This window comes from Streptomyces sp. NPDC048295, from assembly GCF_040652135.1.
Classification (GTDB): Bacteria; Actinomycetota; Actinomycetes; order Streptomycetales; family Streptomycetaceae; genus Streptomyces.
In genome coordinates this window covers 127,071-143,691 of the sequence record NZ_JBEZLL010000009.1, presented here as the reverse complement: position 1 = coordinate 143,691, position 16,621 = coordinate 127,071, and the positions used below count along the sequence as shown (strand labels likewise).

The window sequence follows — 16,621 nt, the reverse complement described above, 5'->3', positions numbered from 1 at the left end:
ACGCGGTGTCCGGCACCATCGGTTTCCGGGCGCGTGAACCGCCCGTCACGGCCGGGGCGCGGTTCTGCCCCTGGTGCTCCCCTCCCGGCCGGTGTGCGCCCCGAGGAACAGGGGAGGAATCGGCATGGGCGCCGTGCCGAGGCCGGTGCCCCGAACATGTGCGACGGCCCGCAGCCGGAAGCCGGGTGCGGGCCGTCGTACGTGGCCACAAAATGGTTCTGTGGTGCGATCCGGTCAGCAGGTGCCCGAAGGCCTCTCCCTCGTCACGAGGTTGGTGAAGCCGGTCGTGCCGTCCAGCCACAGGACTCGCTTGCCGGTGTCGGCCGACGGGAGCACCTGGTCGCCACGGTTGCAGGACATCCGCTGCGCACCGCCCTGGCCGTCGGGCGCCGTCTGGTACAGCTTCGGCAGCGTGTCGTTGGCGTAGCTGGTGGCCGGCGGCACACTCATCACGGTGACCGCGTCGTCGGAGGCTGTCAGCGAGTAGGCGTGGACCGGGCTCTTGCCCGACTCCGGGAGGACGGTGATGTGGTCCGAGCCGTCCAGCGCGGACCGCTCGACCGAGGCCTGGCCGTCATCGGTGATGTCCTGGTCGAGGATCCAGAAAACGCCGTCGTCGGTGATGGCCGTCTGTCCGATGCCCATCGCGGTGTTCTTGTCGACGGCGGGCAGCAGCTTCGCGGTGCCCGTGGCGGCGTCGAAGACCTCGACTCCGAGCTTGTAGCCGTCACGCTCCGCCCACAGCTTGGCATAGGCGATCTTGCCGTCCTTCACCGACGGCATGGCCGTGGAGACCTCGTAGCGTCCGCCGTCGACCAGACCGGAGGTACCGGTCCTGATGTCGATGTAGCCGACGTGCCAACCACCCGTGTACGGGTCCATCGTGGTGTAGACGAGGTAGTCGCCGTTGATCCGGACCGAGGAGACGTTGGTGCCGGAGGCGCCCACGACCTTGTCGATGCCGCCGGCGAGCGGCCGGACGTGGAACTTGACCGACTGAGCGGTGTACTCGGCCCAGGCGACGGTCTTTCCGTCGGTGTCGGCGTACACGTTGTAATTGCCGTTGTTGGCGCTGACCAGGGTCGCGCCGCCCTTGCCGTCGGTCCTCCCGCTCCACACCGAGTACGGCTCGCTGCCGTCCTCGTTGGAGCGGGAGACCGCGTACCGCCCGCCGCCCGCACCCACGCCGGTGCCGGAGATGTTGACCTTGTCGAGCAGCGTGTCGGTGTCGACGCCGATCGCCTTCTCCCAGCCCGGCACGATGCCGTGCGCGTCGAAGGAGCGCTTCACGATCTTCAGCTGGTCCTTGGAGACTCCCAGCTCCTGCGCGGCGGCGACGACCGCGGCGCGCCCCTCGGTGAAGCCGTCCAGCGGTGTCATGTACGCCGTCAGCGCACGGTAGACGATCCGGTCGGCCAGATCGGGGTCGAGGTCTTGGCGGATGTCCCACAGTGCGCCGGAGAAGATCGTCGAGTTGAGGTGGACGCCACCGCTGTCGGCGCGGTAGGAGACGCCGAGGAAGTCCTTCGAGGTGGTCGCGCCGTCGTCCAGGTCTCGAAGCGCGCACTCGCGCGGGCCGGCAGTGGTGCACAGGTCCTCGCCGAGCAGCGCGGCATCGGGGTCGTTCATGGACTCGTGGTTGGCCGCGAGGTCGATCGCGTTTCCGAAGTAGTCGGCGAGCGCCTCGTTCATGGCGCCGGACTGGCCTGCGTAGACGAGGTTCGCGCTGTGCTGGATCACGCCGTGCGTCATCTCGTGGCCGACGACGTCGGTGTCGGCGGAGAAGGTGCGGTAGTCCCCGCCGCCCTGCCCGTACACCATCTTGCTGCCGTCCCAGAAGGCGTTGTTGAACGGCCGGCCGCCGTTCACGACGCCGACGAGGGAGTAGATGTAGCCGCCCTTGTCGTCCAGGCTGTCGCGGCCGAACTTCGACTTGTAGAAGTCGTAGACCTGGCCGGCCGCCCAGTGGGCGTCCACCGCACCGGAGTCGGTGAATTCGGCGCCGAGCTCCGGGGTGTCCGACCTGAAGGTCTTGATGCCGCTGGGCCACGTACCTGACGCCGAGGATGCTTCACGGCCGCGGGCGTCGTAGGTCGCGATCATGACGTTGCTGTTGTTCTCGACACGGCGGGCATAATCGATCGTCTGGTACGCGCCGTCGCTGCCCTGGTACAGGTAGACCTCGGCGCTCTCACCGTTGTACCGGGTGCCGGTGCCCTTGACGACCAGCTGCTGTGTGGCGGCCGCAGCCGGGGTCCCTGACTCGTCCACGGCTCCCGCAGTCGCGGTGCCGCTCGCACCGAACGTCTGCAGACCGCTGTACTGGAGCAGCGGGTAGCCCGAGTGGGCGTCGACGTAGACCTCCTGCGCCAACGGCGCACCGGTCGCCGGGTCGACACCCCGGACCGTGATATGCCGGGTCAGTACGCCCTTGCCCTGCGGAAGGACCGCCAGGCCGTGCGAGGTGCCCTTCAGTGCGGCACCGGGCTGCTTGCCCGTCGGGTCCGACGGGGCTCTCAGCGGGGCGTTGCCGAGACCGGAGGCCACGGCGCCGATCGCGCGGGAGACCGCTGTCTTCTCGGAGACGGCCGCTTTGGTCGTGGCGAGCTCGAGGCCGGTGAAGTACTGGCCCGACGTACCGGTGACGGTGCGTTGGTCGCTGCCCTCTGTCATCCGGACCACGTACTGGCCACCGAGCACCGTGATGCCCTTGTACTTCTGCTGGAGCCGCACGGTCGCGTTCTTGCCGCTGCGCTGGGTGGCGACTACTGTCAGGTCCCGCTCGGGGTCGGTGATGTGGTACCGGCTCTTCTTCGAGGCGAGGTGATCGCGGGCGGCGTCGGAGGCGCTCCCGGTTGCGTCGGCCTTCTCCTTGAGCCCGGTGACGAGCGTGGGAGTGTCCGTCCCGGTTCCGGCGGTCGAGACCGCCGGAACCGAATCCGTGCCGACTGCGTGGGCGGCGGAGATGCCGGTCAGCAACATGCCGGCGGTGGTCAGCAGGGCCGCGACGCCCCGGGCGGGGCGTATGCCGGACGGATGGAACAGGGCGGACGATGTCGCGTCCCCGTTTTTTGATCTCCAGCGTGTCGAAGTACGCAAGGTCTTCCCTCTCGCAGGCGGTGGCACTGGTGGATGGGGGACATGAAATACGTGGCTCACCATGCGAACAATGAAGTTCTGGCGCCGATTTGTGGACATGCCCACTTGTGTGGCAGACGGACCCGGATGAAGGATCAAGCTGTGCAGAGCAACAGAGCGGACTGGCGGGCCCTGGGTCTGGACGCCGGAGAACTACTGGTGTACGAGGCGTTGTTGGACCTCGATGGCCGCCGGACTTCTGAGGCGCTGGCCGAGTCGCTCTCGCTCTCGGAGGGGCAACTGCAGTCCGTGTGCGAGCGGCTGGAGCAGGTCGGATTCGTCCGGCCCGCCCTCCCAGGCAGCCTGCCCACTGCCGTCAACCCTGCCGGCGCCATCCGGAACCTGATCCATTTGCGCAGGGCCGAGTTGCTGCGTACATCGTCCGAACTGGAGACGCTCACCGCCTCGGTCGACCAGTTGGCCGCACAGATGTGGGGAAGGGCGACGAACGTCGAGACGGTCGGCATCGAGACGGTCCGCGGCCGCGAGGCCATCGGCGATCGTGTCGTCTCCCTCCTGGCCTCCGCGACCAGCCAGGTCAACCTCCTCGACAGGCCCCCCTACGCGTCGAGCGAGCCGGACGGCATGCCTGCCCCCCTCGCGGTGGGTGAACTGGTCGACCGCGGGGTGGAGGTGCGGGCGGTGGTGGACCGCAAAGGGCTGAACTTCCCTCGCCGCGCGCGGGGCCTGAGCGAGCTCGCCGAGCAGGGTGTACAGATCCGGCTCGCAGCCGACCTGCCGACCAAGCTGATCACTGTGGACCGACAGGTGACCCTGCTGCCCCCGACGGACGGGGCCGACCCCACAGCCGCCGCCCTCGTCATCAGTGACGCTCTGCTGAGCAATGCCGTGGTGCCGCTCTTCGAGGAGCTGTGGAATCGCTCGATGCCCATCGGACCGGGCGGATCGGACGCGCCGGGACACGAGCGGAGTGAACTGCTGACCTTGCTCGCCTCGGGGCTCAAGGACGAGGCGATAGCCCGCAGGCTGGGAGTCCACGTGCACACGGCCCGTCGCCGGATCAGCCGGCTGTTGCTCGAACTGAACGCGGAGACCCGATTCCAGGCCGGCGTCCAGGCGTTGCGCCGGGGCTGGCTGAACCTCTGACCGCTGCAAGGATCAGCACACCGATACCACTCAGTGGGTCTGGACCGTGCGGCTTCGGACCACATCCGCGTCGGCGGGCTGACCGACAAGGGCACCGAGAGCAAGCGAGCCGGCAAGGCTCCCGTCGTCGAAGAGATCCGCAAACTCGGCGTCAAGCCGGCCGAGGGCCGCTCGACCGTCGAGTCCGAAAACACGCACGTCTCGGAAGGCCCCGGCACGTTCCATCAGCGCCCGGACCTCGGCGGCGAGCCGCTGCCAGAGCACCATGGAGACGCCGTCGTCGACCACGAGGGCCCGGGCGAGGCCGTGGGGCAGTTCCCGCACCGCCCCGACGCCGACCGCACCGTTTGACAAATTGTAAGACGACCGGACATATTGAAAACGATAGAAGGAGTGTGCACCATGCCGCGACCCAGCATGCGCGAACATCTGATCGAAGCCGCGCACGATCGCTTCCACGAGCACGGCTTCAACGGCATCGGCATCAAGGACATCACCGACACCGCCGGCACGCCGAAGGGTTCGTTCTACAACCACTTCGACAGCAAAGAAGCCATGGCCGTCGAGGTCATGCGCCGCTACGCCGAGTCGCGCGGGATGGACATGCTCGCCGACCCGTCGGTCCCGCCCGTCGAGCGCATCCGCGGCCACTTCGCCTACCTGATGGCGGACCTGGAGCGGTACGGCTACGCGCGGGGCTGCATGTTCGGCAACTTCGGGGCGGAGCTGTCCACGCAGAGCCCCGTGATCCGGGACGAGGTGGGCAACCGGCTCGGGCGGTGGGCTTCCGCGCTCGCCTCGGCGCTGGACGAGGCCCGCGCGGCCGGGACCCTGGCGAGCGAGGTGGACAGCGCGATCCTGGCACGATTCCTGGTGAGCGCCTGGGAGGGGGCGGCCATGCAGGCGAAGGTCGTGCGCGGCAGCGCGCCGCTGGACGACTTCTTCACCGTGTTCGATTCGCTGACCACCTGACCCGACGTCCGTCTTCCGGTCAGGTCAGTGGGACGTCGAAGACCGTCTTCCGGTGACTGAAGGCCTCCAGGGAGTAGCGGCCGTGGTAGTTGCCCATGCCGCTCTCCCCGACGCCGCCGAGCGGCAGGGCCGGCACCGTCAGATGGTGGACCGGCAGGCCGAAGTTGACGGCGCCGGAGGAGGTTTCGGCGATGAGCCGTGCCTTCGTGGTGTCGTTCCCGGTGAAGGCGTACACGGCCAGCGGCTTGTCCCGGTCGTTGACGAAGTCGATCGCCTCGGTGAGGTCGGCGACCGCGAGGATCGGCAGGATCGGCCCGAAGATCTCCTCCTGCATCACCGGTTCGTCGGCCCGGACGTCGAGCAGCACGGTCGGGGCGATGTACTTCTCGGCGCGGTCGCTCTGTCCGCCGATCACCGTGCGACCGGAGTCGAGCAGCTTCCGCAGCCGGTCGAAGTGCCGCTCGTTGACGATGCGCCCATAGCTGCCGGAGGTCCGGGGGTCGTCGCCGTACAGGTCCCGGACCGCCCCCACAAGGGCGGTCGCCAGCGCCCGGGCGGTCTCGGGGTCGGTGAGGACGTAGTCGGGGGCGACACAGATCTGCCCGGCGTTGCTGAACTTGGTGGCCGCGATGCGTGCGGCGACCGTGGCGATGCCGGCGTCCCGGTCGACGAACACCGGCGACTTTCCGCCCAGTTCGAGGGTGCCGGGCGTCAGGTGCTCGGCGGCCGCGCGCATCACGATCCGGCCCACGGTGCCGTTGCCGGTGTAGAAGACGTGGTCGAAGTCCTGCGCGAGCAGCGACGTCGTCTGCGCGACGCCGCCCTCGACCAGCGCGACGGCCTCGGGGTCGAGATAGGCGGGGACGAGCCGGGCCAGCAGCGCGGACGTCTGCTCGGCGAGCTCTGACGGCTTGACGACCACCGCGTTGCCGGCCGCGAGTGCCCCCGCGACGGGGGTCAGCAGCAGGTAGATCGGGTAGTTCCAGGCCGACAGGACCAGGGCGACACCGAGCGGGTCGAACTCGGTGTGGGCCGTCGTCCCCTCCGGCAGATGGGGGCCACGATCTCGGCGGGCTGCGGTGCGAGCCACCCCTCCAGGTTCTCCAGGTAGTCGTCGATCTCCAGGACCGTCAGGTCGATCTCCGCGCGGTCGACCTCGTCCGCGTTCTTGCGCATGTCGGCCCACAGGGCTTCGGCGATCGCCTTCCGGTTGTCGGTCAGCAGCGCGCGCAGCCAGGTCAGTTGCTCGCGGCGCCAGGCAAGGGGCTTGGTGCGGCCGCTGCGGTGGGTCGCGCGCAGTCGTGCGACCAGGTTGGCCGCCTCGGTCTCGGTCAACGCGGGGTACGTCGTGGTCACGTGGGTCTCTCGTTTCGTGAAGCGGGCCCGGGCGCCGGCCGGGCACCGGAATCGCACAGGGCAGGAGGGAATCGATGGACGCTCGCCGGAGGCCGGCCCACCCGCGGGCGGGCCGGCCTCCGGCGAGGCGGGCGTTGCCTCTCGTGGGGCGGCCCCTGGTTCGCCTGCCACCACCGGGTGATGACGTCGGCGTAGTCGTCGGCGTTCTCCTCCCAGGCAAAGTGGCCGGCGAGGAGGTACCGCTGGAGGACACTGCTCAGGCGGTGGCGAAGATGACCTCGGGCCGGGCACGGCTCCGCATGGTCGTCACCACCGGCCGCTGAACGGCTTTCATCATCCGGTGCCCGACGCGAAGGAATGTGATGCAGGTAGCAGTGGTCACGTTCGACGGGTTCAACGAGCTCGACAGCTTCATCGCCTCGGCCATGATCAACCGGTGCCGCAAGGACGGCCTGGAGGCCCTCATCACGACGCCGACGCCGTCGGTCACCTCCATGAACGGCGTGGAGGTGACCGGGCAGCGCCCGATCCAGTTCGCGGCCGAGGCCGACGTCGTGCTGATCGGCAGCGGCATCAGGACCCGCGACGTGGTCGCGGACGACCGGCTGATCTCGATGCTGCCGCTCGACCCGGCGCGACAGCTGATCGGCTCGCAGTGTTCCGGCGCACTGGTCCTGGCCCGCCTCGGCCTTCTGGCCGGCATGCCGACCTGCACCGACCGCGCCAGCCGCCCCCTCGTCGAGGCCGCCTGCCTCACCGTGCTGGGCACGCCGTTCCACGCCGAGGGCAACGTCGCCACCGCCGGCGGCTGCCTCGCCTCCCAGTACCTCGCCGTCCGGCTCATCACCCGCGCCCTCGGCGAGGACGCCGCCCGCGCCGTCCTCGACTACGTCGCCCCCGTCGGCGAGAACCAGGAAACCGTCGAACGCACCCTGCACGCCATCCGCACCGGTCGGCCCGCCCTGACCTCCTCCTCGCCAACGACCTTTCACACTACGTATCATGACGGCCCGTCGGTTCTCCGACGGGCCGCTCCCTCGTCCGGTCGAGCCGATGCCTCGCGGTCGTCTTGGCCTTGTCAAGACTGCGCCCCGGCCTCCCCGGCCGGCCGGCCACCCACCAGGTGCGATGCGACGACCAGGCGGCGCCGCGCCTCCCGATCGCGCCGGAAGCGGCAGGTGACGTGCTTGGCTTCCCGGGTCGGAGGCGCCAGGGCGGCGGTCGACACTTCTGCCCGAGTCACCCACACACGCAGCGCCTCGGTCCTGTCGGAGACCAGGGCGCCGTCCGGCCACAGCGGTGAGCCATCGCGATCGTCGTGCTCCGCACCCCACCGAGCCGGCCACTCCTGCCGAACTCGACACCAGCGCGGATGCCGGTGGCGTCAGGAGAGCCAGTCGGCGTAGCGGGTGGGGGCGAGGTGGGCGTCCGGGTCGGTGAGGACGTCGCCCTTGACGACGCCGAACATGCCGGCGGCGGGGTCGGTGACGACGGTGCGATTGTCGCCCTTGGCGGCCAGGGTGATCCGACCGAGCTCGTCCAGGGGGAAGACCTCGGGGCCGGCGATGTTGCGGATGCCGTTGAGCGAGGCTCCGGTGGCGACCTCCGCCACCGCGGCGGCCACGTCCTTGGCGGCGATCGGCTGGATCGGCGTGGCGGGCAGCCGCACGGTGCTGTTGTCGGCGGTCCAGGACATGACCGCGTCGACGAACTCCATGAACTGCGTCGCCCGGACGATCGAGTAGGGAAGCCCACCGGTCGCGAGGAGCTCCTCCTGGAGCGCCTTGGCCCGGTAGTAGTCCAACTCCGGAACCTGGTCCGTACCGACGATGGAGAGGATGACGACGTGACCGACGTGGCCCTTGCGGGCCGCGGCCAGCAGGTTGTCCATGGAGGTCCGGAAGAAGGCCGGGGAGGCTTCGTCGAAGGTCGGGGAGTTCGTCAGGTTGACGACGACGTCGGCCCCTGCCACCGCCTCGTCCAACCCCTGCCCGCTGATGACGTCGACTCCGCTGGACTGCGAGTGCGGTACTGCTTCGTGACCGGCGGCGTTCAGGTTCTTGACGACCTGCGATCCGATCAGTCCGGTACCACCGATGACTGCGATCTTCATGACATGCCCTTCGTGGAGGGTCGAATGCGGGAACCGGCAGATGAACGGTTATGCGGGAGGGAGGGGGAGACACCTCCTTGATCGGTCGAAGAGGGGCAGCGTCACCGGCCGTCGACGAACGTGACCGTCTCGTCGAGCGGTGCCCGACCCGTACGGGCACCGCCTGCGGCGAGGTCCTCGTAGCCGAGCGACACGGCGCAGAAGAGGATGAGCTCGTCCGGGGGTTTCACGACCTCCGCGACGGTTTCGCGGTACTCCGACCATGCCATCTGCGCGCAGCTGTGCAGCCCTTCGGCACGCAGCAGCAGCATGACGGTCTGCAGGTAGATGCCGATGTCGGCCCACTGGGGCCGGCCCATGGCGCGGTCGATGTAGCAGAACAGGGCGGCGGGCGCGCCGAAACAGTTCCAGTTCTCGGTGGCGGCCCGCCGGCGCGCCTCCCAGTCCTCGCGCGCGACGCCGAGTGCGCCGTAGCGCACCTTGCCGAAGGCTGATCGGCGCTCGCGATAGGGGGACTTCAGCTCGGACGGGTACATCTCGTACTCCCGCGAGTCCCAGGGCTCACCGGCGGCCAACCGTGCTCCGGCGCGCCTCTTGATCTCGGCCAACGGCCCGCCGGTCACCACATAGGTGTGCCACGGCTGGATGTTCGAACCGGACGGCGCCCAGGCCGCGGCCGACAGCACGCGCTCCAGCGCCTCCCTCGGAACCGGGCGGTCGGTGAACCTGCGCACCGCCCGTCGACTGGTGACCGCCTCGTACACGTCCATGATCGCTAGCCTCCGTCCATTCAAGGGGGGCCTTCGTTCACAGTCGATAGTATCACTCAATACCGTCTCTGATGAAACCATCCCGCGCGACAAGTCTCCGCCCTTGCCGGGTTCACCGCGGAAGCCGCGCAGTGGGACGTGGCGGCTACCGCACCTCGTCGCCCTCGGGGTGGGCGATCCGGGTCAGCAGGCCCATCAACCGCTCGGCCTCACCGGGCCCGAGTTCGGCGACCAGGCGTTCGGCCGCCGGCTCCGCCGCCACGTGGGCGGCACCGAAGAGCTCCAGCCCCTGGGGCGTGATCTCCACCGCCCGCGCCCGCCGGTCACCCACAACGGCCTTGCGCACGGCCAGGCCCTTGCGCTCCAGGTCGTCCACAATGCGCATGATCCCGGCCTTGTCCGACCCCGTCGCCGCCGCCAAGTCCCGCTGCACCGTGGGTCCGTGATTGACCAGCTCGATCAGCACCGCGAAATGCCGCAGCTCGATGCCGAGCGGCCGGAGCACCTCCTCCAACCCTGCGGCGGCACGCCAGTGCGCCCGGCGGAGCAGCAGACCGAGAGCGAAGGGCGAGTGGTCCCCGGGGAGGTCGGTCGCGCGCGAGGCGGCGGTGGTGTGACGAGGAGCATCGGCGGCCATAAAACCAGACTACTTCATCCGATACGGTATCGATTGAAACCAAACAGGCTTGCGAAATGCCGCCATCGTCAATCGTCCGGAGAAACGCCGGGACCGCGTCTGCCGATCAGCCGCCCGGCCGGGGAGCCCGCAGGTGTCGACGCCGGGCCAGTTCGTCGTCGTCGACCAGAGTGAGCATGGGTTGACCCGGCGCACACATCATGGTGACGAGAAAGCGGCTCGGGGAGTCCGACCGGTTGTTCCCGTCCTGGTAGTGGATGACATCGCCGCCCGGCTCCCAGAACGTCTCCCCGGCCTTGATCACCCGCTCGGGCTCACCTTCCAGCTCGAAGAGCATCTCGCCTTCCAGCACGTAGCCGAACGCCGGTCCCGAATGCCGGTGCGGAGGGGTGCCGGGGTCACCGGGAGGAAACTCGACAAGGACGGTCATCGCCTCCGCCCCCTCCGGAACGGACGGTGGTGTCACCGATTGCAGCATGGTGAGCGCCGTCTTCCACGCTTCCGAACGCGGTTGGCTCGCAGCGCTGCCCGCTGCCGGCTCGTCCTTCGACACGGTGAGGCCTCCAGTGGTGGGCCGGCCGGTTCATTCCGCGGTGCTGCCGCGGAGGCCGGATTTCGATCCCGTAACCGACTTGAACACACGTGTGCCCGCCCGGCCTCCGTCCCTGGGCTGATGGGAGGCATGTCGCCGTCGCGAGAGGGCTCCGGAGGTCCGGATGGACAGCACAAGCGTCGGCACGGTTCTGCTCGCGGCCGGCAGACTGCCGCCGTTCGGACACCTGCTCGGGCTGGTGCGGTGGCGGGCGGTGTTCCTGCATGGGCTGCGGACGGGTGGCGACATCGTCGAGATGAGACTCGGGCGACGGTCGTTTACGGCCGGCATCCAGCCCCGAGAGCCGGAACTCGGCCCATCACCCGCCCCACACAGGACCCGCCCGACCCGCCGCACGACCGCACCGGCACAGCGGCGAGACCACACTGCGACCACCAGCCGACGGAACATCAAAAGGCCGCTTCCACCTTTCGCTGAAAGCGGCCTCCGACCTGCAAAAACGCTGGTCGGGACGACAGGATTTGAACCTGCGACCCCTTGACCCCCAGGAGTGAGGGTCAAGAGTATTTTCTGGATATAGCGGATCTAATCCGGGCGCGAGTTGTGCGTGTAGGCACGCATCGTGCACCACCGCGCGTAGCGTGTGGTCCCCAACTGGTCCCCAGGTGGCGCCATTCCGATTGTGCGGTCAAAGTGGCCCCAGGACCGGGTCGTAGAGTTGAGGACCTCCGCTGCCGTTCCCACGCCACAGCCAAAAGCGTGCTCGCTCGGTCACGCAGCGGCCCACGCCAAGCTGTGAACTCGGCTCTTGATTCGGCCCTCGAAGCCGGCATCCCAAAGCACCCGTTCCTCCCTTCTCCTCCTCGAACGATGTCCGAGTCAAGGAGCGCGCCACGGTGCGGATCCCCGGATCCCTGGCCGCCGCCAGCCCCTCTGCCACTCCACCCAAGCACCCGACGGGCAGCCAGGAACGTTGGTGAAAGGTCAGCATTCGAGAGCGCCAGGCCCCCACGCGGTCCCTCCGCGGCGCTGTTGAGTCCGGCGCGGTGAACGGCACACTGCGCGTCAGACGCCCGAGGAGGTATGTCGCGGAAATGCTGCCGCACGGACACTGTGCCGTACATCCTCGCGAAGGAATTCCAGGATCGCGGCCGCCGACGCGGCCCGCTCCGGCGCTACGGCAGCGGCGGTCTCCGCCAATGTCCGCCGTACCCGTGCGTCACTGTCGTGGGCCAGTCTCACGGCGAACTCCTGATGGCGCTCCACGTGCTGCATGCACAGAACGGCGCTGGCTTGCCGAACGCCGATGTGCTGGTGCGTCGAGAGGAGGTTGAGGTCAATGTCGCCCGTCACATCGCCTCCTATCGCACTGAGCGTGACGGCGGCTGCCTGCACGAGGGAACCGTCCTCGCTGTGCAGGAAATCCGGCGCTCGGTCACGGGCCCATTCCCTCTCCCCGAGAACGGTGGCTGAAGCCGCAGCCAGGTACATGCCGTGCCCACGCAGGGACGCCGATGCCGAACTGATCTGGAACGAGCTCAGTGGCGCATGCGGCACATCGTGCCGCAAGTGAATCAGCGTGGCCACGAGCCGGTCGACGAACACCAGGATGCCGGGCACCGGCTCCTGCCTCACGCTTCCTGGCCCCGCCACGAGCCTCGTGACGACGCCCTTCGACCAATGCCTGCCACGAGCCGGCCAACTCCTCAACCAGGGAAGCGAGGTGCCTCCGGGAGACCGCCGTGAACACCTGATGCGTAAGAACCATCCGACTGAGCGTGATCGCCACATCCGGATCATGTCACCCACCAGCAAGAACACATCACCCACAATCACGCACCAGCTCGTTACTGATCGTTTCAGAATGAAACGCTTGGCCAGAGACTTGCACGCTGCGATGATGCGGACTCGGCTGGGCGGCGGGGGCCGGGGACACCAGATGACGCGATGGCAGCTCTTGCATGGAGACGTCCTGGTCGGTGAGCTCAGTGAGCACAGCTGTGATCAGCCGTTCTTCCTGGCGCGCTTCGCCCCCGGGGCCTGACTGGGAATGCGTGAGGTCGCTGTTCGAGGCGTGGCCTCCTACGAGGGCCCTGCCCCTGCTGGGCTCAGGTTCGTCGCCCTGGCCAAGCCGTTGCAGGATCTGGGGTTCACGCTGGCTCCAGTTGACGGACGGCAGCCTCCGTTGCGGCTCCTTGAGTGTGGTGGCCAGGAAGGGATGTGAGGGTTGTCTGGTTCGCGCGCTGGCAACCATCGTCACGGACTGTCAGGATCTGTGCGTGCCGAGTAGCCAGTGCTGTGTTACGCGGGCCGACTGCTGCGGCTTTCTCCTGTGGCCGGACCCGTGTGCCGGGTCTGTCCTGCCTCGACCAGATTGGAAAGTGCCTGTGACCGGTTCCCAGCGTGGCCCTCAGCCCGCGACGTCGTTGACGGCAGAGCTGAACGAGGCCATCACCGTCCCGTTGTGGAAGGACGATCCGGAGCGGCAGCTTGCCGCGCAGGGGCAACTGGTGCCGCTGCCGGCGGACTTCACCGTGGACAAGGCCGGAACCGATCTGCCGGCGTGGAGCCTGGGGCCGTACCAGTTCCTCACCGAGGCCGAGGAAGCGCCCGCCGAGGTCAATCCCAGCCTGTGGCGCAACGCGCGGCTGAACATGTACACCGGCCTGTTCGAGGTCGTGCCCGACGCGGTCTATCAGGTCCGGGGCATGGACCTGTCGAACATCTCCTTCCTGGAAGACCCCACCGGCCGCTCCAATGACGCGGGGCTCGTGCGCATCGATTGGACTGTCCCCGACCGTCTGTCCTGTGCCTGACACCCGCCTAAGCGAGCCCCCCAGGGGCGGGGGGCCGCTTCCACCGCGTGGGCGACGCACCCCTGACCGCGTCGTCATCGTGCGGGGCCGGCCGGAGCCGCTTTCTTCAGGACCGGGCCGTGACGGTACGCAGCTGGCGGCGCAGGCAGCGGTGGTGGCTGCTCGGGGCGTTGCTTGTGGCAGTGACGAGCGCGTTTGTGCTGCCCGGGGCCGGTGGGCTGGTACTCGCGGGGCGGACACCGGGCGCTGGGCGAAGGCCGTCAGGATCGGGCAGCGCGAGCGCCGGGGCGACGTCCTGTACTGGGTGCGGACCGACTGGGTGGAGCACGGGCGGCCTGCGGGCAAGCAGGTAGAGGGGTACCGGACGACCGGGCCGGCAGCGGGGACGCCGCGCCCGGTGGGGCACGGCGTCATCGCTGAGGCGTCGTGTCACCGCGGGGGTGCGGCGTCACCGCTGTGGCCCGGCCGTCGGATCAGACCTCCAGGTCGGCCTCGATCCGCTTCAGCTGGTGCCGGGCCATCGCCAGATTGGCGCGGCCGGAGTCCAGTACCAGGTACAGGAACAGGCCGTTGTTGCCCCGGGCCTTGAGCAGCCGGATCAGGTGGTACTGGCCGCCGAGCGTGATCAGGATGTCTTCGATCTCGTCCTGGAGGCCGAGGTGCTCCATGGTGCGGAGCTTGGCGCGCACCACATCGGTGTTACCCGCTGCCGCGACCTCCAGGTTGAAGTCCTTCCCGCCGCCGAGGGTGCCCAGCGCCATGCCGCTGGTGTAGTCGACGAGGGCGACACCGAGGGTGCCCTCGATGGACGACATCGCTTCCTTCAGTGACGCTTCCGTGTTCGCCATGTGCTCGTTTCCTTTCCCTGGCCGGCCGAGGCGACCGGATCCGTTGATGAGGTGTCTGGGGTCGTTGCTGCCCGGGGCGTTCCACGGGGCAGCGTTACGTGCGGTGCGGCAGTGGGCCGGGATGCGGGGCGCGCGGCCCGGGAGGGCGCGCCGGAGGCGCGGGCTGTGCGGCGCGGTCCAGCGCGGCGTCGACCAGTTCGCCGATACGGGTACCGGCCCGGCGGCCCTCCAGATGGAGCCTGCCGACATTGATCCGGTCCTCGGCCAGCAGCGTGAGGACGGCACTGGAGCCTGCGGCGTACGTGGCGATGTAGCCGTCTTCGCCGCGTACGAGCTGTTCACGGAATCCGCCCCGGCCGGTGGCCTGCGTCATCCGGATCGCTACCCCGAGGGCGGCGGCGGTCAGTGCGGCGACGCCCTCCGCTTCCACTCCCGGGGTGTCGTGGGCCAGGACGAGACCGTCGGCACTGGCCGCCAGGGCTCCGGAGAGAAGCGGAACTCGGGCCCGTAACCGCTGCAGCTCGGCCAGGACATCCTGCGCTTCGGCCTCGGGCACCATCAGCTGTCTCCTCCCGGCACGCTGTCTGAGTGCACGTATCACAGGGCCTCCAATGCCTCTCGGAGCCGACGCAACAGGGCGACGTCGGGGTCGGCCGTGACCTCCGGAAACGTGATCCGGCCGGAGGTGGAAGCGGTGGGGCCGGGTGTTTCCCGTAACGCGTCCACCAGCCCGGCCGCTGCCAGCCGCCGCAGATCGACCAGGACGTGGAACGCCGACCGGCCCAGCTCCCGGGCGATGTCCGATGCGGTACGTGCCCCGTCCACAAGATCGAGTATGCGGCGTTGGCGGGGCGGAACGGGGGCATCGACCGGATGCGCGGCCCGTACGAGCGGTGCGCTGTCGGTCACCGCTTTGGGCCAGATCCGGTCCAGCAGTTCCCGGCGCCGGAGCGTTTCGCGGTGCACGGCGTCGACGGGGACGGGGCGGACGGGGCCGATCCAGTGGGAGACCCCGTAGCGGAAGCGGGCCGGAGTACGGGCGGGCGCCAGGGCGAAGAACGCGGCGTCGTACAACGCGCCCAGATGGCACAGTTCCAGGGCCCCGCCCGGTATCCATCCGCTGTCCACGAGATATCGGCCGACGCGCTGCCCGGCGCCCGCCCGGGCGACCGCGTCCCACCAGCCGTCGCGGTGCAGGGCGCCGCCCGTGGTGAGCAGGACATCGATACCGGGTGTCGCCGGGCTCTCGGCGTGCATCACCTGGCCGTCGGCGAGATAGAGGGTGCCGCGGTCGCGCATCAGGGCGCCGGTGGCACGTTCGGCGGCGAGGCGCTGCAGCATCGGGGAGAGAGCCGTGGCTGGTGCGGGGGCGGTAGCTCTCACGCCAGGACCAGCCGCTCCGCCATCTCGCCCAGCCGTATTCGGGCGAGAGCCAGATTGCCTTCCGCACGGTCGAGCCACAGGTGCAGGAAGACACTGCTGTCGAAGGCCGTCTCGACGAAACGGAGGATGTGGTACCCGGCGCGGGTGGTGACGATGACATCCTCGACCGGAGGCGCTGTTCCCTCAACCTCCCCTTGTTTCAAGGATGTTGAGGTGGCGGAAGCGGGCAGCGCGAAGGCGGGCTGTTCGGCCGCCATTCTCGCCACCTCGGCCGTCTCCGCGGCGGTGGCCTCGTGATCGCCGTTGGGCGAGTCGCCGATGGTGCCGAGGGCGAGACCGCTCGTCCAGTCGACCACCGCGGCGCCGCGGGCACCGGGCAGCCCCATGACTTCGAGTAAGCACTCGTCGATTCCGGGCACGCGGACTCCTCTCCCGACGCGGTGTACGGCTGTGCCCCGAGGCTACGCAAAGTGCTCGCCCCCGGTGGGAGTTCTGGCATTTTCCATAGGTACATGCTCCGGGGCATGTAAAGGGCTTCCCGGTGCGGACGCGGCGTCCTCCGAGCGTGAGAGGTCTCCGGCGCCGGTCGGGCCAAGTGGGGGCGCGTACCTGTTGACTACGAGTATTCGCTGCTTCGTGCTGCGCTTCCCGGCCACGACAACATGATCAAGGTCAAAGCCCCTGCGCGGGCAGTCGACTCCATTGCGCTGACCGGGCCCACACCGGTGTGAGCCCGGTCAGTCGAACGCGCGCAGTACCAGCCGCGCGGCTCCCGTGATCCCCCGTCCGATCCACCCGAGCAGTCCCGTCTCCACCGCCACCTCGGTAGCATCTGCAGCTACGTCCGCGTGGTCCGCACCGGAACGGCACCGCGGACAGGAACGAGACCAGCCGCGCTTCCGCGCACCGCACTTCTTGCACATCGCCA

The 16,621-nt window shown here is 69.0% G+C and carries 12 protein-coding genes and 5 pseudogenes; 6 read left to right on the top strand and 11 right to left on the bottom strand.

All coding sequences use genetic code 11. From position 1 onward, the window contains the following. Window positions 1-234 precede the first annotated feature (234 nt). Window positions 235-3,099: a M4 family metallopeptidase gene (locus AB0D53_RS16060; protein WP_362446002.1), complete on the bottom strand. Its 2,865-nt coding sequence runs from the start codon at window positions 3,097-3,099 to the stop codon at window positions 235-237. 141 nt (window positions 3,100-3,240) lie between these two features. On the opposite strand from AB0D53_RS16060, the gene AB0D53_RS16055 reads away from it, so the two are divergent. The 3 genes from AB0D53_RS16055 to AB0D53_RS16045 are packed head-to-tail and all read left to right on the top strand — an operon-like array spanning window position 3,241 to window position 5,217. Further along, window positions 3,241-4,245 carry a LuxR family transcriptional regulator gene (locus AB0D53_RS16055; protein WP_362445999.1) on the top strand — a complete coding sequence of 335 codons (1,005 nt, stop codon included), beginning with the start codon at window positions 3,241-3,243 and terminating at the stop codon, window positions 4,243-4,245. A gap of 33 nt (window positions 4,246-4,278) precedes the next feature. Continuing rightward, on the top strand, window positions 4,279-4,596 hold the full coding sequence (locus AB0D53_RS16050) for a hypothetical protein (RefSeq protein ID WP_362445996.1): 318 nt from the start codon (window positions 4,279-4,281) through the stop codon (window positions 4,594-4,596). A gap of 51 nt (window positions 4,597-4,647) precedes the next feature. Then, entirely contained in the window at window positions 4,648-5,217 is a 570-nt protein-coding gene (locus AB0D53_RS16045; RefSeq protein WP_362445993.1) for a TetR family transcriptional regulator C-terminal domain-containing protein, read from the top strand. Between the two features lie 19 nt (window positions 5,218-5,236). Here AB0D53_RS16045 and AB0D53_RS16040 read toward each other — a convergent pair. Further along, a pseudogene (locus AB0D53_RS16040) lies at window positions 5,237-6,573 on the bottom strand (aldehyde dehydrogenase family protein). A 362-nt stretch (window positions 6,574-6,935) separates the two neighbouring features. Between AB0D53_RS16040 and AB0D53_RS16035 the strand changes: the two are divergent. Further along, a pseudogene (locus AB0D53_RS16035) lies at window positions 6,936-7,517 on the top strand (DJ-1/PfpI family protein); the annotation flags it as partial. Window positions 7,518-7,957: 440 nt separating this feature from the next. On the opposite strand, the gene AB0D53_RS16030 reads toward AB0D53_RS16035, so the two are convergent. The 5 genes and pseudogenes from AB0D53_RS16030 to AB0D53_RS16010 all read right to left on the bottom strand — a co-directional run. Continuing rightward, window positions 7,958-8,686: an NAD(P)H-binding protein gene (locus AB0D53_RS16030; RefSeq protein ID WP_362445990.1), complete on the bottom strand. Its 729-nt coding sequence runs from the start codon at window positions 8,684-8,686 to the stop codon at window positions 7,958-7,960. A gap of 101 nt (window positions 8,687-8,787) precedes the next feature. Further along, window positions 8,788-9,456: a nitroreductase gene (locus AB0D53_RS16025; RefSeq protein WP_362445987.1), complete on the bottom strand. Its 669-nt coding sequence runs from the start codon at window positions 9,454-9,456 to the stop codon at window positions 8,788-8,790. 145 nt (window positions 9,457-9,601) lie between these two features. Continuing rightward, window positions 9,602-10,093, bottom strand: coding sequence for a MarR family winged helix-turn-helix transcriptional regulator (locus AB0D53_RS16020; RefSeq protein WP_362445984.1), 492 nt, complete (start codon window positions 10,091-10,093; stop codon window positions 9,602-9,604). A gap of 106 nt (window positions 10,094-10,199) precedes the next feature. Then, window positions 10,200-10,571, bottom strand: coding sequence for a cupin domain-containing protein (locus AB0D53_RS16015; RefSeq protein WP_362445981.1), 372 nt, complete (start codon window positions 10,569-10,571; stop codon window positions 10,200-10,202). Window positions 10,572-12,185: 1,614 nt separating this feature from the next. Beyond that, window positions 12,186-12,414 (bottom strand): annotated as a pseudogene (locus tag AB0D53_RS16010) (IS5/IS1182 family transposase); the annotation flags it as partial. Between the two features lie 658 nt (window positions 12,415-13,072). Between AB0D53_RS16010 and AB0D53_RS16005 the strand changes: the two are divergent. Beyond that, window positions 13,073-13,402 (top strand): annotated as a pseudogene (locus AB0D53_RS16005) (MBL fold metallo-hydrolase); the annotation flags it as partial. Window positions 13,403-13,548: 146 nt separating this feature from the next. After that, window positions 13,549-13,882, top strand: a pseudogene (locus tag AB0D53_RS16000) (hypothetical protein); the annotation flags it as partial. 53 nt (window positions 13,883-13,935) lie between these two features. Here AB0D53_RS16000 and AB0D53_RS15995 read toward each other — a convergent pair. The 4 genes from AB0D53_RS15995 to AB0D53_RS15980 form a co-directional block, all read right to left on the bottom strand. Next, complete coding sequence (locus AB0D53_RS15995) at window positions 13,936-14,310, bottom strand: hypothetical protein (protein ID WP_362445978.1); 375 nt, start codon at window positions 14,308-14,310, stop codon at window positions 13,936-13,938. Window positions 14,311-14,404: 94 nt separating this feature from the next. Further along, entirely contained in the window at window positions 14,405-14,869 is a 465-nt protein-coding gene (locus AB0D53_RS15990; protein WP_352274645.1) for a roadblock/LC7 domain-containing protein, read from the bottom strand. A 38-nt stretch (window positions 14,870-14,907) separates the two neighbouring features. Further along, window positions 14,908-15,651, bottom strand: coding sequence for a helix-turn-helix domain-containing protein (locus AB0D53_RS15985; RefSeq protein WP_362446430.1), 744 nt, complete (start codon window positions 15,649-15,651; stop codon window positions 14,908-14,910). A gap of 38 nt (window positions 15,652-15,689) precedes the next feature. Continuing rightward, window positions 15,690-16,112 (bottom strand): hypothetical protein, encoded by a 423-nt coding sequence (locus AB0D53_RS15980; RefSeq protein ID WP_362445974.1) that lies wholly within the window; start codon window positions 16,110-16,112, stop codon window positions 15,690-15,692. Between the last annotated feature and the right edge of the window lie 509 nt (window positions 16,113-16,621).